Source organism: uncultured Streptomyces sp., assembly GCF_947488945.1.
Lineage (GTDB): Bacteria > Actinomycetota > Actinomycetes > Streptomycetales > Streptomycetaceae > Streptomyces.
Genome location: NZ_CANLBS010000004.1, coordinates 436103 through 454498 on the forward strand (window position 1 = coordinate 436103; position 18396 = coordinate 454498).

At 71.8% G+C, this 18396-nt stretch carries 15 protein-coding genes; 5 read left to right on the forward strand and 10 right to left on the reverse strand.

The window, feature by feature from the left end:
• Positions 1–12 precede the first annotated feature (12 nt).
• Entirely contained in the window at positions 13–1599 is a 1587-nt protein-coding gene (locus Q0994_RS08620; protein WP_299531112.1) for a Na+/H+ antiporter, read from the forward strand.
• 87 nt (positions 1600–1686) lie between these two features.
• Here the strand turns inward: Q0994_RS08620 and Q0994_RS08625 are convergent, their stop codons facing one another.
• The gene (locus tag Q0994_RS08625) at positions 1687–2826 is read right to left on the reverse strand and encodes a mechanosensitive ion channel family protein (protein WP_299531114.1); all 1140 of its coding nucleotides are present in this window, start codon (positions 2824–2826) and stop codon (positions 1687–1689) included.
• Positions 2827–2864: 38 nt separating this feature from the next.
• Between Q0994_RS08625 and Q0994_RS08630 the strand changes: the two genes are divergently transcribed.
• Positions 2865–3443, forward strand: a complete 579-nt coding sequence (locus Q0994_RS08630; protein WP_299531116.1) for a dienelactone hydrolase family protein — start codon at positions 2865–2867, stop codon at positions 3441–3443.
• 56 nt (positions 3444–3499) lie between these two features.
• Here Q0994_RS08630 and Q0994_RS08635 read toward each other — a convergent pair whose 3' ends face one another.
• The 8 genes from Q0994_RS08635 to Q0994_RS08670 all read right to left on the reverse strand — a co-directional run bounded on the left by Q0994_RS08635 (position 3500) and on the right by Q0994_RS08670 (position 11567).
• Complete coding sequence (locus Q0994_RS08635) at positions 3500–3907, reverse strand: PIN domain nuclease (RefSeq protein WP_299531118.1); 408 nt, start codon at positions 3905–3907, stop codon at positions 3500–3502.
• Positions 3904–4137, reverse strand: coding sequence for a type II toxin-antitoxin system VapB family antitoxin (locus tag Q0994_RS08640; protein WP_299531341.1), 234 nt, complete (start codon positions 4135–4137; stop codon positions 3904–3906). The genes Q0994_RS08635 and Q0994_RS08640 overlap by 4 nt, the downstream gene beginning before the upstream one ends.
• 167 nt (positions 4138–4304) lie before the next feature.
• Positions 4305–5951: an alkaline phosphatase gene (locus Q0994_RS08645; protein WP_299531120.1), complete on the reverse strand. Its 1647-nt coding sequence runs from the start codon at positions 5949–5951 to the stop codon at positions 4305–4307.
• A 227-nt stretch (positions 5952–6178) separates the two neighbouring features.
• Complete coding sequence (locus Q0994_RS08650; RefSeq protein WP_299531343.1) at positions 6179–7126, reverse strand: zinc metalloprotease; 948 nt, start codon at positions 7124–7126, stop codon at positions 6179–6181.
• Positions 7127–7513: 387 nt separating this feature from the next.
• Positions 7514–8437 carry an RNA polymerase sigma-70 factor gene (locus Q0994_RS08655; protein WP_299531122.1) on the reverse strand — a complete coding sequence of 308 codons (924 nt, stop codon included), beginning with the start codon at positions 8435–8437 and terminating at the stop codon, positions 7514–7516.
• 168 nt (positions 8438–8605) lie between these two features.
• Positions 8606–9421: a DsbA family protein gene (locus tag Q0994_RS08660; protein ID WP_299531124.1), complete on the reverse strand. Its 816-nt coding sequence runs from the start codon at positions 9419–9421 to the stop codon at positions 8606–8608.
• Between the two features lie 29 nt (positions 9422–9450).
• Positions 9451–10161, reverse strand: coding sequence for a hypothetical protein (locus Q0994_RS08665; RefSeq protein ID WP_299531126.1), 711 nt, complete (start codon positions 10159–10161; stop codon positions 9451–9453).
• Positions 10162–10217: 56 nt separating this feature from the next.
• Entirely contained in the window at positions 10218–11567 is a 1350-nt protein-coding gene (locus Q0994_RS08670; RefSeq protein WP_299531128.1) for a DUF2252 domain-containing protein, read from the reverse strand.
• 223 nt (positions 11568–11790) lie between these two features.
• Between Q0994_RS08670 and dnaE the strand changes: the two genes are divergently transcribed.
• Complete coding sequence (gene dnaE / locus Q0994_RS08675) at positions 11791–15336, forward strand: DNA polymerase III subunit alpha (RefSeq protein WP_299531130.1); 3546 nt, start codon at positions 11791–11793, stop codon at positions 15334–15336.
• Positions 15337–15416: 80 nt separating this feature from the next.
• Here the strand turns inward: dnaE and Q0994_RS08680 are convergent, their stop codons facing one another.
• Complete coding sequence (locus tag Q0994_RS08680; protein ID WP_299531132.1) at positions 15417–15596, reverse strand: hypothetical protein; 180 nt, start codon at positions 15594–15596, stop codon at positions 15417–15419.
• A 249-nt stretch (positions 15597–15845) separates the two neighbouring features.
• Here Q0994_RS08680 and Q0994_RS08685 point away from each other — a divergent pair, with 249 nt between their 5' ends.
• Together Q0994_RS08685 and Q0994_RS08690 are read left to right on the forward strand one after the other, a co-directional pair.
• Positions 15846–17105, forward strand: a complete 1260-nt coding sequence (locus Q0994_RS08685; RefSeq protein ID WP_299531135.1) for an NYN domain-containing protein — start codon at positions 15846–15848, stop codon at positions 17103–17105.
• A gap of 129 nt (positions 17106–17234) precedes the next feature.
• Positions 17235–18389, forward strand: a complete 1155-nt coding sequence (locus tag Q0994_RS08690) for a helix-turn-helix domain-containing protein (RefSeq protein WP_299531137.1) — start codon at positions 17235–17237, stop codon at positions 18387–18389.
• Positions 18390–18396: the final 7 nt, after the last annotated feature.

Consider the following 18396-nt stretch of genomic DNA (forward strand, 5'->3'; position numbering starts at 1 on the left):
AAGGCCTGACCCGTGGACCAGATGGCGCTGCTTCTCCTGCTCCTGCTCGGAGCGGTGGTCACCGTCCCTCTCGGTGAACGGCTGAAACTCCCCGCCCCGGTGCTGATGACCCTCATCGGCATCGCGATGGCGTTCCTGAGCTTCGTGCCCAACGTCGAGATCCCGCCCGAGATCATCCTTCCCGCCCTGCTGCCGCCGCTGCTCTACGCCTCGGTGCAGCGCACCTCCTGGCGCCAGTTCACCGTCAACAAGCGCCCGATCTTCCTGCTGGCGGTGGCCCTGGTCTTCGTCACCACCGCCGCCGTCGCCGCGGTCGCCAACTCCGTGGTGCCGGGGCTCCCGATCGCCGCCGCGGTGGCGCTCGGCGCCCTCGTCGCCCCGCCCGACCCGGTCGCCGCGACCGCCGTCGCCGGTTCGCTCGGACTGCCCCGCCGGCTGGTCTCGATCCTGGAGGGGGAGGGCCTGTTCAACGACGTCACCGCGATCGTGCTCTACCACGTGGCCATCGCGGCGGCGGTGTCCGGCAGCTTCTCTCTCCCGGAGGCGTTCGGACTGCTGGTGCTGTCGGCGGTCGTCGCGGTGGCCGTCGGGCTGGCGCTGGGCTGGCTCACCATCAAGCTGATGGGGTTGCTGGGCGACGCCACCCTCCAGGTCGGACTGACGCTGCTGGTGCCGTTCGTCAGCTACGTGCTCGCCGAGGAGCTGAAGGGTTCCGGCGTGCTCGCGGTGCTCACCACGGCGCTCTTCCTCGCCGAGCGCACCGCCGACGCCGACGACGTCCTCGGCCGCCTCACCGGCCGCACCTTCTGGGAGATCGTCGACACCCTCGTCACCGGCGTCGCCTTCGGGCTCATCGGCCTCGAACTGCAGAACGTCTTCGGCACCGCCGACGGCCGCGAGTGGCAGCTGGTGGGCTGGGGTCTGGCGATCGTCGCGGTGGTGATCGGCGTACGGCTGGCCTGGCTGCTGCCGGCCACCTGGCTGGCGAAACGGCTGCACAAACGGCGCGACGTCAGCGAGGAGATCCCCACGAGCTGGCGCGAGACCGTCGTCATGTGGTGGTCCGGGATGCGCGGGGTGGCGTCCGTGGCGCTGGCCCTCGCCATCCCGCTGGAGACCGACGACGGCAAGCCCTTCCCCGGCCGCGACGAGATCGTCTTCATCGCGTTCGCGGTGATCATGGCCACGCTGGTCTTCCAGGGACTCACCCTGCCCTGGCTGGTGCGCAGGCTCGGGGTCCGCGCCGACGGCGACGCCGAGGACGCCCTCGCCAAGCAGCTCGCCATCCGCGCGGCGAGGGCGGCCAGGTACCGGCTGAAGGAGATCCAGGAGGTCGAGGAGTTCCCCGACGACGTCGTCGAACGCCTCCAGCGCGCCGCGTACGACATCGGGGCGCGGATCAGCCCCGACATGGTGGACGAGGAGCGGCGGGAGGCGTACGCCCAGCGCAGCGCGCGGTTCAAGGCGTTCAACCGGATCCAGCGCGAGATGCTGTCGGCCGCCCGCCACGAGGTGCTGTCCGCCCGCAGTGAGCCCGGCTCGGACCCCGAGGTGGTGGACAAGGTGCTGCGCTACCTCGACGTCCGCAGCCTGCGCTGAGACCGCCGGGCACCGCACGGCGAAGGGCGGCCCGGACCTCCGGGCCGCCCTTCGCCGTGCGGTGTGCCGTCCCTTCCGCCCGGCGGGTCAGCCGCGGCCGGTGCGCGGGGCCTTGCCGAGCACCGACTGCGAGCCGATCTCCCCGCCGGTCAGCTCCACCGCCGTCAGCTCCGGCCACTCGTCGCCCGGCGGCAGGGCGGCGGGCGCGGTCGCCAGGCGCGGCAGCGCGTACGGGTGGTGGTCGCGCAGCCAGCCGATGAGCTGCTCGCGCACCGCGCACCGCACGGTCCAGACGTCGTCGGCGTCCTTCGCGGTGACCACGGCCCGCACCTGGATGGTGGTCGGGGTGGTGTCGGTGACCGCGAGCGACCAGTCGCGGCCGTCCCACGCGCCGCACTCGCCCACGATGTCGCGGAGCTTGTCCCGCATCGCGGCGATCGGCGCTGAGTGGTCGAGGTGGAAGAAGACGGTGCCGGTCATCTGGACCCCGCCGCGCGACCAGTTCTCGAACGGGCGGCTGGTGAAGTACGACACCGGCATGGTGATCCGGCGCTCGTCCCAGGTGCGCACGGCCAGGAAGGTCAGCGTGATCTCCTCCACGGTGCCCCACTCGCCGTCCACCACCACGGTGTCGCCGAGGCGGACCATGTCGCCGAACGCGATCTGGAAGCCGGCGAACACATTGCCCAGCGTCGACTGCGCGGCGACACCGGCGACGATGCCGAGAACGCCCGCCGAGGCCAGCATCGACGTCCCCACCGACTGCATGGCGGGGAAGGTCAGCAGCATCGCCGCCACCGCCACGGTGGCCACCACCGCGATCACGACCCGCTGGATCAGCGTCACCTGCGTACGCACCCGGCGGACCCGCGCCGCGTCACGGCTCCCGGTCGCGTAGCGCGCGTACGACGACTCCACGATGGTGGCGGCCACCCGGACCACCAGCCAGGCGGAGGCGCCGATCAGCACCAGGGACAGCGCCCGGCCGATGCCCACCCGGTGGTCGTACAGCAGATGGAGCCGGGTGTGGGCGAAGGAGCCGCGCAGCAGCGCGGTGCACAGGACCACCTGGAGCGGGACGCGGCAGCGGCGCAGCAGGCCCCACAAGGGGGTCTCGTGGTGTCTGCCGTCGGCCCGCCTGAGGGCGACGTCCACCGCCCAGCCGACGAGCAGGGTGATGATCACCGAGCCGCCGACGACGATCAGCGGACGCAGCACGTCTTCCATTCCGGGGTCCTCCAGGGTCTCGGGTCACAACTGGCACCATGGAGCCCATGAACATCATGCTTTTCCACTCGACCTACGGGCTCCGGCCCGCCGTGCACGCGGCGGCCGACCGGCTCCGGGCCGCCGGCCATGAGGTGCGCGTGCCCGATCTCTTCGAGGGCCACACCTTCGAATCGACGGACGAGGCGAGCGCCTACCGGGAGAAGGTCGGCAAGGACGAGCTGCTGCGGCGCGCGGTACTGGCCGCCGCGCCCTACTCGGACCAGGGCCTGGTGTACGTGGGCTTCTCGCTCGGCGCGGCCGTCGCGCAGACCCTGGCGCTCGGCGACGCGAAGGCCCGCGGGCTGCTGCTGTTCCACGGCACCTCCGACCTGGCGGAGAACGCCACGGTGGACGAACTGCCGGTGCAACTGCACGTGGCGGACCCCGACCCGTACGAGACGGAGGACTGGCTGAACAGCTGGTACCTACAGATGGGGCGCACGGGCGCGGACGTGGAGATCTACCGCTATCCCGGAGCCGGCCACCTCTACACCGACCCGGACCTGCCGGACTGGGACGAGGCGGCGGCCGAGCAGACCTGGAAGGTCGCGCTGGGGTTCCTGGCGACGCTGTAGGCGGGCGGGGCGGCTGCCCGGCACGGGGCGGACGCGGGCGGGGCCGGAGGGCAGCTTCAGGTGCGCACGTTCTGTTGCCGCACTTCCTTGAGCACCGCGGCCACGGTGACGAAGTCGTTGTCCACATGGAGCACCGTGTGCCCGTGGTGCACCGCGGTCGCGCACACCAGGAGGTCGACGGTGCCGGCCGACCGGTGCTGCCCCCGCTGGGTCAGCTTGTACTGCGCGGTGTCGACCCAGCGCCACGCGTTCTTGGGAACGGGCGAGAGCAGGCAGAGAGCGTCCACCTCGTCGGCCAGCTCGTCCCGGTGCGCCGGGCTCGTGGCCGAATACAGGAACTCCGCCCGGGTGGGCTCGCAGAGGTGGAAGACCCCGGCGGAGACATGCCCTTCCCAGGGCCGCAGCGCTCCGGGGGTCCGGAAGAGATACCACAGCGCGGAGGCGTCGAGAAGGTACGTGATCACTCGGAGGCCGCCCGGCGGGCACGCTTGGCGGCCGCGTGCGCGGCGGCCGCGGCCTCGAACTCGCCCCGTTCCCCTCGCGCGGCCAGCTTTTCGGCGGCCTCCAGCCGTTTGACGCGCGCCACGTAGTCCCGCAGGGCCCCGTTGACGGTTTCCTTCTTCGTCGTGGTGCCCATGAGCCGCATCGCCTCGGCCAGTGCTTCGTCGTCGAGATCGACCTGAGTGACGGACACGTCCACCGCCTCCTTCCGTGCGTCCATGATGTACATGGGCAGGGTACATCGCCAACATCGCCAACATCGCCGGTACGGCGGACCTCGGCCCGGCCCTGGAGCCGCCCCGGCAGGGCCGACCGGCGCCGCCCGGGTGGCTCCGGGTGCCGCCGGCCCGGCCGCCCGGGTCAGCGCACCGGGGCGGTGACGCGTTCGACGCGCTGGGTGCCGTTGAGGGTGCGGTAGGAGCGGACCCATGAGGACGTCGCGTCCGGGCGGGTCTTGTCGGAGACCGCGTAGTAGTCCATCTGCGCGCGCTCGGCGGTGACGTCGAGGACGCCGTAGCCGTGTCCGTCCATGTCGACCCACTTCACATGGCGGTTGGCGGCCTGCACCGCCGCCGCGGCGACCAGCGAGACGGTGTGCGGGGCCACGCCCAGGGTGTCGTCCAGGTTGTCCGAGGTCACCGACGTCACCACGAACTCGGTGGCGGCCGATGCCGACAGCGGGTAGGTGGCGGCCTTGACGGGCACGTCGTTGGCCCAGGCCATGTGGATGTCACCGGTCAGGAAGACCGTGTTGGCCACCGACCGGTCCCGCAGGTGGCCGATCAGTTCCTTGCGGTCGTCGGTGTAGCCGTCCCACTGGTCGGTGTTGACGGCCAGGCCCTCGGCCGGCAGGCCCAGCAGACCGGCGAGCGGCGCCAGCAGGTCCGCGGGGACGGAGCCGAACGCGACGGGAGAGATCATCACGGACGTCCCGACCAGCTTCCAGGTGGCGCCGGAGCCGGCGAGTCCGGCCTTCAGCCAGTCGAGCTGGGCCCGGCCGGTGATCGAGCGCTCCGGGTCGTCCACCGCGCCGCTGCCCACCGACGCCTGCGCCGAGCGGAAGCTGCGCAGGTCCAGCAGGTGCAGTTCGGCGAGGCCGCCGAAGGACAGCCGGCGGTAGACGGTGCCCTCGGTGGAGGCGCGGACCGGCATCCACTCGAAGTACGCCTGCTTGGCCGCCGCGATCCGGTCGGCCCACGCCCCCTCGGCGCCCGGCGTGTGGTTCTCGGCCCCGCCGGACCAGGCGTCGTTGGCGAACTCGTGGTCGTCCCAGATCGCGATCACCGGGTGGGCGGCGTGCAGCGCCCGGAGGTCGGCGTCCGTCTTGTACGCGGCGTGCCGGACCCGGTAGTCGGCCAGGGTCAGGATCTCGTGCAGCGGGGCGTGCGGACGCACCACGGTGTCGCCGTGCGCGTAACCGGCGGACGCGTACTCGTAGAGGTAGTCGCCCAGGTGCAGCACGGCGTCCAGGTCGGTGCGGGCCGCGAGGTGCCGGTAGGCGGAGAACCAGCCGGCCTCCCAGTTGGCGCAGGAGACCACTCCGAAGCGGATGTTCGGGGCCGCGGCGCCGGCGGCGGGGGCGGTGCGGGTGCGGCCTGCGGGGGAGAGGACCTGTCCGGCGGCGGCGGAGAAGCGGAACCAGTACGCGGTGGCCGGGCGCAGCCCGCGGACGTCAGCCTTGACGGTGTGGTCGGAGGCGGCCCGTGCGGTCGTCGTGCCGGAGGCGGCGATCCGGGAGAACGCCTGGTCCTCGGCGACCTCCCAGCGGACCGGGGTGTCCGCGCCGAGACCGGAGCCGGGCACGGCGTCCGGGGAGGGCGTGACGCGGGTCCACAGCAGGACGCCGTCGGGCAGGGGGTCGCCGGAGGCGACGCCGTGCAGGAAGGCCGGCCCGCCGGCGGCCCGCGCGGTGGCCGCGCCGGCGAGTACGGGAGCGGCGACGGCCGTGGCGGCGGCGGCCTTGACGACCGTACGACGGCTGGGTGCGGGTGCGAGTTGTCTGGTCACGGGCGCACACGCTACTGACGGGTACGGCCAACTGGTGTGCGAACGGCAGAAGTTCGTCTGCCCGTCGGCATCCGGTCGCCCGTCGTTGTGGCGGGGGTACGGCCCCGTACGGCCCGGACCGCGGAGGCGCCGCGGGGCCGCTCCCGGCCGCCGGACGCCTCCGGGTGGCACCTGCCCGTCGGCCCCGCGCGGAACGATGCCGCGCGGGGCCGACGGGTGGTTGGGACTCAGCCGCGGTAGGCGGTCCAGCTGTCGCTCATGCGCTGCACCTGGCCCGGCGTGAACTGGTACATGCAGGCGTCGTACGTGTAGTCCATGAAGTTGTGGATCGGGTCGGCGCCGGTCTTGCTGGCGCAACTGTCCCGGCCGGTGGGGCACTCGTAGGCCGGAGTCTTCTCGGCCGGGGTGTCGGTGACGTAGTCGCCGTTGCCGTTGCAGCCGCCCTGGAAGGTGTGGTAAAGCCCCAGCCAGTGGCCGACTTCGTGCGTGGCGGTGTCGCCCTCGTCGTAGTGCGTGGCGGCGCCGTTCGGCAGCGAGGTGTCGAGGATCACCACGCCGTCCATGCTCGGGCTCGACGCGTACGAGCTCGGGAAGGTGGCCCAGCCGAGGAGGCCGCCGCCGAGGTTGGCGGTGTAGACGTTCAGCGCGTTGGCGCCGCCCTTGCGCAGGGTGCTCTTCATGGTCTTCTCGGCGGTGGAGCCGGAGTTGAGGTTGTACCAGCTCGCGTTGTCGGTGTAGTCCGTGGCCGCCAGGGTGAAGCTGAAGCCGGTGGCGGTGTTCCCGGTGCCCGCTCCGGCGTACGCGCTGTTCAGCACGCTCATCTGCGCGCCGACCTGGGCCGCCGTCAGCTTCCCGGTCGTGCCCGAGTGGATGACGTGGAAGTACACCGGTATGGACGCGCCGGCCGCCGCGGCGGTGACGCCGGACGACCGGCGTTCGGCGAGTCTGGTGCGCAGATCGGCGTCCATGGTCCGGGCCGTGGCGGCGGCGACCTCGTTGGGCTCGTGGGCGCCGGTGTGCGCACCGGGGCGTGCCTGACGGGCCGTCGCCGAGGAGGCGTCGTCGGTGCAGGCTGCTCCACCGGGAGCCGCCGCGGCGTTGACGGGGGAGGCGGACACCGGAGCCAGGGCCAGGGTTGCGGCGAGGGCGGCGGTGGCGAGCAGGCGGCGACGCATACGGGCGGAGGTGGGGGCGAGAGCGCGCACAGGGTCTCCTCGAAGACGCGCGGACGAGGGATTTCCCCGCCCGACGCCGGGAGATTACGCGTGCATGTCAGGAGTGGAGAAGGGTTCTTCCGGCCGGTGCGCCGCATCGCGGAAAGACCCCGCCGGGTCACGTCCTCGTTCCCGGCCGGCCCTCGAAGCGCCGGGCGTAACGTGACCGGATCCGGAGCGGGGTGGTGTGTCCGCATTCCGGCGCCCTCCCGGCCGCCGTCCGTCACGCGCGGGACACCTGGCCGTCGCACGGGCCGATGGCCGGAAAGGGGGGCCGGGCACCTCCCGGAGACGCCGGCCGGGCCCGCTCGGCAGGGGGCACCGCCGGCCGGGCACGCTGGGCAGGCGTCACCGCGGCCCCCGTCGCGCCTCCCGCACCGCGCGGTGGATCGCCCAGGCGTCCGCGACCGGGCCGACGTGGGCGAGCTTGTCGGGGTTGAGGACCAGGCGGACGGTCCGGACGCGGCCGTCGAGCACGTCGAGGGCGAGGGCCTGGAGGACCGCCCCGTCCCGGTCGCGGAAGAGCGCGCCGGGACCGCCGTTGACCTCGCGCTCCTCGCAGGTGACGTCGACGCGGGCCAGCAGCGGGAAGACGGCGGCCAGCAGCCGGGCCACCCGGTCGGCGCCGGAGACGGCCCCGGCCAGCTGCGGGGTCCTGCCGCCGCCGTCGCCGGCCAGGGACACGTCGGCGGCGAGCAGGTCGCGGAGCCCGACCACGTCGCCCTCGCGCAGCGCGTCGAAGAAGCGCGCGGCCAGTTCCTCGCGCTCCGCCCGGTCCGCCTCGAAGCGGGGCCGGCCCTCGGCCATGTGGCGCCGGGCCCGCAGCGCCAGTTGACGGCAGGCGGCCTCCGACCGCCCGACGGCCGCCGCGACCTCGGGGAAGCCGAAGGCGAAGACCTCGCGGAGCACGAAGACCGCGCGCTCCAGCGGGCTGAGCCGCTCCAGCAGCAACAGGGCGGCCATGGACACCGAGTCGGCCAGTTCGGCCGAGCGCTCCGGGTCCTCGTAGGGGTCCTCCAGCAGCGGCTCGGGGAACCACGGGCCGACGTAGGCCTCCCGCCGGACGCGGGCCGAGCGGAGCACGTCGATGGAGATCCGGGTCACCGCGGTCGACAGGAACGCCCTGGCCGACCGGGGCTCCTCGGTCATCCCGTCGAAGCGCAGCCAGGCCTCCTGGACGGCGTCCTCGGCCTCGGCCACGCTGCCGAGGATGCGGTAGGCGATCGAGAACAGCAGCGGGCGCAGCCCCTGGAACTCCTCGGCCCTGTCCATGCGGGTGCCTCTCCGTGCGGTCGCCGGTGTCGCGGGTCACCCCTGGGACGAGACGGCGGGGCGGTCCGTGACACCGACCGCGGGGCCAGGCCCCGTACGCCACGGAGGCGGCCGCCCCGCAGGGCGACCGCCTCCGTCGTGTCCGCGCCGGGCACGGACGGACCCAGCTCAGCCCTTGAGTGCCTTGTCGATCGCCGTGGTGTACTCGGCCACCGTCATCGGGGCGTTCTCACTGCCCTCGGCAGTGACGTTCTTGCCGTCCATCTTCAGCGTCGGGGTGCCCTGCACGCCGCTCTCGTCGAAGGTCTTGGACATCTTGACGGCCCAGGCGTCGAAGGTGCCGTCCTCGACGTTCTTCTGGAACGCCTTGTTGCCCTTGAGTGCGTCCACCGAGTCCGCCACGTCGATCAGGTAGCTGTCCTTGGCGAACTTGTCCTGGGACTCCTCGGGGTGGTACTTCGCCGAGTACAGCGCCGCCTTGTAGTCGAGGAACGCCTCGGGGCTCACGTCGAGCGCCGCGCCGAGCGCGCTCAGCGCGTTCTTGGAGCCCTCGCCGTTGTCGCTGTTGTCGATGAAGGTGGCGCCAATGTACTTGATCTTGTACTTGCCGTCCTCGACGTCCTTGGCGATGGTCTCGCCGACGGTCTGCTCGAAACTGGCGCAGATCGGGCAGCGCGAGTCCTCGTAGAGTTCGAGGGTCTTCTTCGCGGACGACTCACCGACGACGACCGTGGTGCCGTCGGTGCCGGAGGTGTTCTTCGGGGCGGTGACGCTCTTGGCGTCGCCGGCCGCCTCCCAGGCGTCCGGCTTGTTCATCTGGGACACGCCGTAGGCGATGCCGCCGACCGCCGCCAGGGCCACCACCACCGACAGGGCGACGATGACCTGCTTGCGGGCCTTGTCCTTCTTCGCCTGGCGCTCGCGCTCGGCGCGCAGCCGCTCGCGGGCGGCGGCCTTGTTCTGCTGGCTGTTGCGGTTGCTCATGATCGGGTTCTCCGTGGAATCTGCGGGGTCTACGCGGGAAGGGGCAGCGGGAAGGTGCGGACCGTCCCGTCCGGCGGCCCCCTGCGTCCCACGGAGTGCACGAGCAGGCGCGCCGCCGACACCGGGCGCGGACGCGCCGGGACGCGGCCCGCCCGGCCCTCGGCGGCCCGGAAACCGCCCGCCACCGCGCACGCCAGCAGCAGCGGCCGGAAGGCCAGCACGGCCGCCGCGCGCAGCAGCGCCGCGAGCGCGGACTCGCCGCGGCGCAGCCACACCGCGGCCAGCAGCCCGACCGTCACGTGGGCGGCGAGCAGCAGCCACGGCACGGCGGGGCCCGGCTGCACGGACAGGCCGGAGGCCGCTGTCCCCGCCCCGGCCACCCGGGCCAGCGGCGCGCCGACCCCGTCGTCGCCACCGCACAGCACGTCCACCCCGACCGAGCGCAGCGTCCCCGTCAGGGGCCCGCCCGCCGCGCCGTAGCAGAGATGCTGTCCGGTGGTGAAGACGGTGTCGGCGGCCAGCTCCAGCGGCACCAGCAGCCCCGCTATCGCCCCGAACCGGCGCTCCCGGCCCGCCAGGGCGTACGCCGCGGCGAAGACGCCCGCCGCCGTCAGGACGAGGGCGGCGAGCGGCAGCGGGGCGCGGGAGAGCAGGACGTGGGACGCCGAGGACAGCGTCACGACGAGCGCCGTGAAAAGCGCCGCGCGAACGGTCCTGAGCGGAGTCCCTGAGATGTCCATCGCCGGAGAGTGTGCCATGGGCGGCGGTAAACGGCTCCTAAGGATCCGGCCCGCGGTCAGCGGGACAGGTCCCCGGGGACGTCCAGTCCCGGGATGCGGTCGTTGCGGAAGAGGTCCACGAAGATCTGGTGGTCGCGGCGGGCCCGGGCGCCGTAGGAGTGGGCGAAGTCGACCAGCAGCTCGCCGAAGCCCTCCTCGTCGGCCGCGATGGCCGCGTCGATGGCCCGCTCCGTGGAGAAGGGCACCAGGGAGTGGCCGCTCTCGTCGTCCGCCGCCGCGTGCATCGTCGCCGTGGCCCGGCCGAGGTCGGCGACGACCGCCGCGATCTCCTCGGGCTCGTCGATGTCGGACCAGTCCAGGTCGACCGCGTACGGCGACACCTCGGCGACGAGCTGTCCGGCGCCGTCCAGCTCGGTCCAGCCCAGCCACGGGTCGGCGTGGTCCTGGAGCGCGCGCTGCGAGATCACCGTGCGGTGCCCCTCGTGCTGGAAGTACCCGCGCACCGCCGGGTCCGTGATGTGGCGGGAGACCGCCGGGGTCTGCGCCTGCTTGACGTAGATCACCACGTCGTTCTCCAGGGCGTCGCTGTTGCCCTCCAGCAGGATGTTGTACGACGGCAGCCCGGCCGAGCCGATGCCGATGCCGCGCCGGCCCACGACGTCCTTCACGCGGTAGGAGTCGGGGCGGGTCAGGCTCGACTCGGGCAGCGTCTCCAGATAGCCGTCGAAGGCGGCCAGGACCTTGTACCGGGTGGCGGCGTCCAGGTCGATCGCGCCGCCGTCCGGGGCGAAGCGGCGCTCGAACTCGCGGATCTCCGTCATCGAGTCCAGCAGCCCGAACCGGGTCAGTGAGCGGGCGGTGCGCAGCGCGCCCAGCAGCGGGCCGTCGGCGGTGTCCAGGGTGAAGGGCGGCACCTCGTCGTTCTTCGCGCCGGTGGCCAGCGCGCGGATCCGCTCGCGGTAGGCGGCGGCGTAGACGCGGACCAGCTCGGTGATCTGGGTGTCGCTGAGCGCCTTGGCGTACCCGATCAGCGCGACCGAGGCGGCGAACCGCTTCAGGTCCCAGGTGAAGGGGCCGACGTACGCCTCGTCGAAGTCGTTGACGTTGAAGACCAGCCGGCCGTTGGCGTCCATGTAGGTGCCGAAGTTCTCCGCGTGCAGATCGCCGTGGATCCACACCCGGCCGGTGCGGTCGTCGAGGTACGGGCCGCCGTTGCGCTCCCGCTCCAGGTCGTCGTAGAACAGGCAGGCGGTGCCGCGGTAGAAGGCGAAGGCGGAGCCGGCCATCTTGCGGAACTTCACCCGGAACGCGGCCGGGTCGGCGGCCAGCAGCTCCCCGAAGGCGGTCCCGAAAACGGCGAGAATCCGCTCCGCGCGCTCGTCCGCGCCCGTCCGCTGGTCCGACATGGCTTGCTGCCTCCTGCTGCATGGCGTGCATGACAAATAGGACAGGGTGTCCCGGTCCTACAACGCGTGACCGTACCCGTGAGTGCCCCTCGTTCGTCAGCGTCACGACGTAGACTTCCACGCTGACCCCCCAGCCGTTCATCGTCGGCCCGCCCGTCGCCCCGGCACCCCCTGCCACCCGGGCCCCGAGCGCCGCGTTCGCCACTCCCGGAGGCCCGAGACCGTGAGCAAGCCGCCCTTCACGCACCTACACGTCCACACCCAGTACTCCCTGCTGGACGGTGCCGCGCGGCTCAAGGACATGTTCGACGCGTGCAACGACATGGGCATGTCGCACATCGCCATGACCGACCACGGGAACCTGCACGGGGCGTACGACTTCTTCCACTCGGCGAAGAAGGCGGGGGTCACCCCGATCATCGGCATCGAGGCCTACGTCGCCCCGGAGTCGCGCAAGCACAAGCGGAAGGTGCAGTGGGGGCAGCCGCACCAGAAGCGGGACGACGTGTCCGGTTCCGGCGGTTACACGCACAAGACGATCTGGGCGGCGAACAGCACCGGGCTGCACAACCTCTTCAAGCTCTCCTCCGACGCCTACGCCGAGGGCTGGCTGCAGAAGTGGCCCCGCATGGACAAGGAGACCATCGCCCAGTGGTCCGAGGGGCTCATCGCCTCCACCGGCTGCCCCTCCGGCGAGGTGCAGACCCGGCTGCGGCTCGGCCAGTTCGACGAGGCGGTCCAGGCGGCCTCCGACTACAAGGACATCTTCGGCGAGGGCCGGTACTTCCTGGAGCTGATGGACCACGGCATCGAGATCGAGCGCCGGGTCCGCGACGGGCTGCTGGAGATCGGCAAGAAGCTGGACATCCCGCCGCTGGTGACCAACGACTCGCACTACACCTACGCGCACGAGGCGACCGCCCACGACGCGCTGCTGTGCATCCAGACCGGCAAGAACCTCTCCGACCCGGACCGCTTCCGGTTCGACGGCACCGGCTACTACCTCAAGACGACGGACGAGATGTACGCCGTCGACTCCTCCGACGCCTGGCAGCAGGGGTGCGCCAACACCCTGCTGGTCGCGGAGCAGATCGACACCGCCGGGATGTTCGAGAAGCGCGACCTGATGCCGAAGTTCGACATCCCGGAGGGCTTCACCGAGGTCACCTGGTTCCAGGAGGAGGTCCGGGTCGGCATGGGCCGCCGCTACCCGGGCGGCGTCCCCGAGGACCGGCAGAAGCAGGCCGAGTACGAGATGGACATCATCATCCAGATGGGGTTCCCGGGGTACTTCCTGGTCGTCGCCGACTTCATCATGTGGGCCAAGAACAACGGCATCGCGGTGGGCCCCGGCCGCGGCTCCGCGGCCGGCTCGATCGTCGCGTACGCCATGGGCATCACCGACCTCGACCCGATCACCCACGGGCTGATCTTCGAGCGCTTCCTCAACCCCGAGCGCGTCTCCATGCCCGACGTCGACATCGACTTCGACGAACGCCGGCGCGTCGAGGTGATCCGGTACGTCACCGAGAAGTACGGCGCCGACAAGGTGGCCATGATCGGCACCTACGGCAAGATCAAGGCCAAGAACGCGATCAAGGACTCCGCCCGCGTCCTCGGCTACCCGTACGCGATGGGCGACCGCCTCACCAAGGCGATGCCCGCCGACGTCCTCGGCAAGGGGATCGACCTCAGCGGCATCACCGACCCGAAGCACCCGCGCTACAGCGAGGCGGGCGAGATCCGGGCGATGTACGAGAACGAGCCGGACGTCAAGAAGGTCATCGACACCGCCAAGGGCGTCGAGGGCCTGGTCCGGCAGATGGGCGTGCACGCGGCCGGCGTGATCATGTCCAGCGAGCCGATCGTGGACCACGCCCCGGTCTGGGTGCGCCACACCGACGGCGTGACCATCACGCAGTGGGACTACCCCCAGTGCGAGTCGCTGGGCCTGCTCAAGATGGACTTCCTGGGGCTGCGCAACCTCACGATCATGGACGACGCCATCAAGATGGTGAAGGCCAACAAGGGCATCGACCTGGAGATGCTCGCGCTGCCGCTGGACGACCCCAAGACGTACGAGATGCTCTGCCGCGGCGACACGCTCGGCGTGTTCCAGTTCGACGGCGGGCCGATGCGTTCGCTGCTCCGCCAGATGCAGCCCGACAACTTCGAGGACATCTCCGCCGTCTCGGCCCTCTACCGGCCGGGCCCGATGGGCATGAACTCGCACACCAACTACGCGGAGCGCAAGAACGGCCGCCAGGAGATCACCCCGATCCACCCGGAGCTGGAGGAGCCGCTCAAGGAGGTCCTCGGCCTCACCTACGGCCTGATCGTCTACCAGGAGCAGGTGCAGAAGGCCGCCCAGATCGTCGCCGGCTACTCCCTCGGCGAAGCCGACATCCTGCGCCGCGTGATGGGCAAGAAGAAGGCCGACGAACTGGCGAAGAACTTCGTCCTGTTCGAGGCCGGCGCCAAGAAGCAGGGCTTCTCCGACGCGGCGATCAAGGCCCTGTGGGACGTGCTGGTGCCGTTCGCCGGATACGCCTTCAACAAGGCGCACTCCTCCGCGTACGGGCTGGTCACCTACTGGACCGCCTACCTCAAGGCCAACTACCCGGCCGAGTACATGGCGGCGCTGCTCACCTCGGTGAAGGACGACAAGGACAAGTCGGCCGTCTACCTCAACGAGTGCCGCCGCATGGGCATCAAGGTGCTGCCGCCCAACGTCAACGAGTCCGAGGCGAACTTCGCCGCCCAGGGCGACGACGTGATCCTGTTCGGCCTGACCGCCATCCGCAACGTCGGCCAGAACGTCGTGGACTCGATCATCCGGTCCCGCAAGGCCAAGGGGAAGTACAGCTCGTTCCCGGACTTCCTCGACAAGGTCGAGGCGGTCGTCTGCAACAAGCGCACCGTCGAATCCCTCATCAAGGCCGGGGCGTTCGACGAGATGGGCCACACCCGCAAGGGGCTCGTCGCGCACCACGAACCCATGATCGACAACGTGGTGCAGGTCAAGCGCAAGGAGGCCGAGGGGCAGTTCGACCTCTTCGGCGGCATGGGCGACCCGGACGACGGGACCTCCGAACCGGGCTTCGGCATGGACGTCGAGTTCTCCGACGTCGAGTGGGAGAAGTCCTACCTGCTCGCCCAGGAACGCGAGATGCTCGGCCTCTACGTCTCCGACCACCCGCTCTTCGGGCTGGAGCACGTCCTGTCCGACAAGGCGGACGCCTCCATCTCCGCGCTCACCGGCGGCGAGCACGCGGACGGCGCGATCGTCACCGTGGGCGGCATCATCTCCGGTCTCCAGCGCAAGATGACCAAGCAGGGCAACGCCTGGGCCATCGCCACCGTGGAGGACCTGGCGGGCGCCATCGACTGCATGTTCTTCCCCGCCACCTACCAACTGGTCTCCACCCAGCTCGTCGAGGACACCGTCGTCTTCGTCAAGGGACGCCTCGACAAGCGCGAGGACGTGCCCCGGCTGGTCGCCATGGAGATGCAGGTCCCCGACATCTCCAACGCCGGATCCAACGCCCCCGTCGTCCTGACCATCCCCACCGTGCGGATCACCCCGCCCATGGTCAGCCGGCTCGGTGAGGTCCTCTCCAGCCACCGCGGCGACACCGAGGTGCGGATCCGGCTCCAGGGCCCGCGCAAGACCACCGTGCTGCGGCTCGACCGCCACCGGGTCAAGCCCGACCCGGCGTTGTTCGGCGACCTGAAGGTGCTGCTCGGCCCGTCCTGCCTGGCCGGCTGACCCACCCTTCCCCGGCACACCTGAGGGGCGCTCCCGCCGCACGGCGGGGCGCCCCTCAGGTGTCGTGCGGGTGCGGCCGGTCAGTTGTGGCCGAAACGCCGCTGGTGCTTGCGGGCCACGTCGGACGGGCTGCCCTGGCCCTGCGACTGCAACTGGTTCTGCGTCTCGAAGGCGGTGGACTTCGCCTGCTCGGAGCCGCGTTCCGCGTCGGTCGCACGGTCGTTCTGACGGGCCTGCTTGCGGTTCTTGTTCTTGGCCATGATGCGTGCCTCCTGAAGGGGATCCTGTGGACCAGGGCCGCTGTCAGACTCACATAGGCCTATGAACGCCGCATTTTGGATCATTACCTTACGTAGTGACAAAGCCCGGACGGACCGCTGCGGCGGGCGTACACCGGGGTGTTCACAGGATCCGCCACGCCGATGATCGAGTTCCGGACGTCAACGCCGTTGCCGTCGGGCAGACTCGAAGCAACTCTGAGTAACCCGTTCCCGAATTCCTGGAAGAGGGTGGAACGCGTGGACCGTTGCGTCGTCCTGGTGGACGCCGGCTATCTGCTGGGCGCAGCCGCGAGCCTGCTGGCGGGGGAACCCGCGCGGTCCCGCATCACGGTGGACCACGCGGCCCTGATCCAGGGGCTGCGCGAGCGGGCCGAGGCCGACACCGAACAGCCCCTGCTGCGCATCTACTGGTTCGACGGCGCGCCCGACCGCGTACCGCAGCCCGAACACCGCAGGCTGCGGGTGATGCCGAGGGTGACCGTACGGCTCGGCGCCCTCACCCGCAGTGACGGCCGGTGGGCGCAGAAGGGCGTCGACGCCGCCATGCACGCGGAACTCACCGAACTCGCCCGCAACCGCGCCTGCTCCGACGTGGTCCTGGTGACCGGCGACGGCGATCTGCTGCCCGGACTGATGTCGGCGAAGGAACACGGGGTGGCCGTCCACCTCTGGGCCGTCCAGGCCGCCGACGGCGACTACAACCAGTCCGAGGACCTCGTCGCCGAGGCCGACGAACGGCGCGTCCTCGACCGCGCCTGGATCACCAAGGCCGTCCGCGCCAAGGAGACCGGCGGCGTCTGCGCCCCGCCCGCGCCGCCGCGCCCGGAGATCGCCGCGATCCTCTCCGCCCCGCTGCCCGAGGCGGCGCTCGCCGCCTCGGCCGGGCGCGCCTCCGGGGCGCGGACCGCCGGCCCCCGCGAGGAGTCGGCCCCCGCCGGACGCGAGGAACACGACGACCCCGCGCCCCCGCCCGCCGGCCACCGGGGCGTCCCCACCCCCAAGGACCTGGCCGCGCTGCGCGCCCCCGCCTCCCTCACCGGGCCCCAGCACCAGCCGCCCGCCCCCGCGCCGAGCGCCACGCTGCGCTGGTCCTCCGACCGGGGACTGGTGGAACGGCCCGCCGGAGAGCCGCCCGAAACGGCCTCGCTGCCCACGCTGGCCCAGGTCACCAGTGCCGAACAGCGCTGGGCGGACCGCGAGGAGGACATCACCACGGTCGGCGGGGACCCCTTCGAGGTCGGCCAGGTCTTCGCCCGCCGCTGGATGGAGCGGCTGCCCGAGACCGCCCACCTCCAGAAGCTCTCCACCCTCTACCCCCGCATCCCGCACCGCATCGACGGCGAGCTGCTGCGGTACGCCGCCCGCTTCGGCCTGCTCGCCCACAAGGACGACCAGATCGACGAGCACGACCGCTATGCCATCCGGGCGGGGTTCTGGCGCGAGATCGACGTGCGCGCCGCCGCCGAACACGTCCCCGCGGCCGAGTAGCCCCGGCGGGGGGCCGCTGCGAAGCCCTGCCGGGCGGCGCGCTTCTCACGGGCGGAAGAACGGCTTCCCGCAGTTACCACAGAACCACGCTGCCTGGGTACCTTCGGAGGGAGCACCGAAGGAGGGCCCATGTCCGACGAACACGGCCTCGGCGACCGGCTACGGGAGATCCGCAAGCGGCGCGGTCTCTCGCAGCGCGAACTGGCACGAGCCTCGAAGGTCAGCCACTCGCTGATCACGAAGCTGGAACAGGGAGTCGTGACCGACACCCGCATGGAGACCGCCCGGAAGCTGGCCGCCGCCCTCCGGGTGCCCACCACCACGCTCGTGGAGCGCGCACCCGCCGAGCCCCACCCCGCGCCCGAACCGTGGCAAGCCCTCCAGCGCGCCGTGGAACGCCCCGCGGAGCAGCCGGACGAGGAGCCGACGAGCCGAGGCGTCCAGGACGGCCTGGAGGCCGTCAGGGCGGCCCACTTCGGCAAGCGGATGCGGGAGGCCGTGGACCTCCTGGTGCCGCTGCTGCGGGACGCCGAAGCCCTCGGGGACGCCCCGGCCGCGCGGGCGGCCCGCGCGCAGCTTCTCCAGATCGCTGGATCGACCCTGACCGGAGCCCGGCAGTTCGCCGCGGCCGAGACCGCGCTACGCCGTGCACTGGACGAAGCCCCGGACCGCCTGCGGGCCGCGAGCGTCGTCACCACCTGGACGTGGCTGCTGGTGAGGCAGGGACGGTTCGACGCGGCCCGCACCATGGCGGTGAAGTGGGCGGACGACGCCGAGCCCCGGATGTCCCGGGCGACCGCCGAAGAGATCGCCGCTTGGGGATGGCTGCTCGTCCAGGGACACGCGGCAGCCCTCCGGGACAACCGGGGAGGGGAGGCGGCCGACATGCTGCGCCTCGCCCGGTCGGCGGCCGTCGCCACGGGACCGCTCCGCCACGGGAGCGTACGGATCGCCACCTGGGGGCCCTCCACGGTGGCGTACAAGGCCGCCGAACAGGGTGTCGTGACCGACCGGCCGGACGAAGTGCTGGAGATCGCCCCCCGGCTGAAGGGCGGCACCGGGTCCGAGTACCACCGTCACAGGCTCGATGTCGCCAAGGCGTACGCCATGACGCGTCAGCACGGCCGCGCGCTGGAAGTGCTGGGGGAGGTGGCGGCCGAAGCCCCGGAGTGGATCGCGGAACAGCCCTACGCCCGGGACACGCTGGCCGACACGATCACCCGTCGGCGCACCCTCACCACGGAGACGCGTCAACTTGCCGACCTGGTGGGCCTGCCGCTCTGAACTAGGG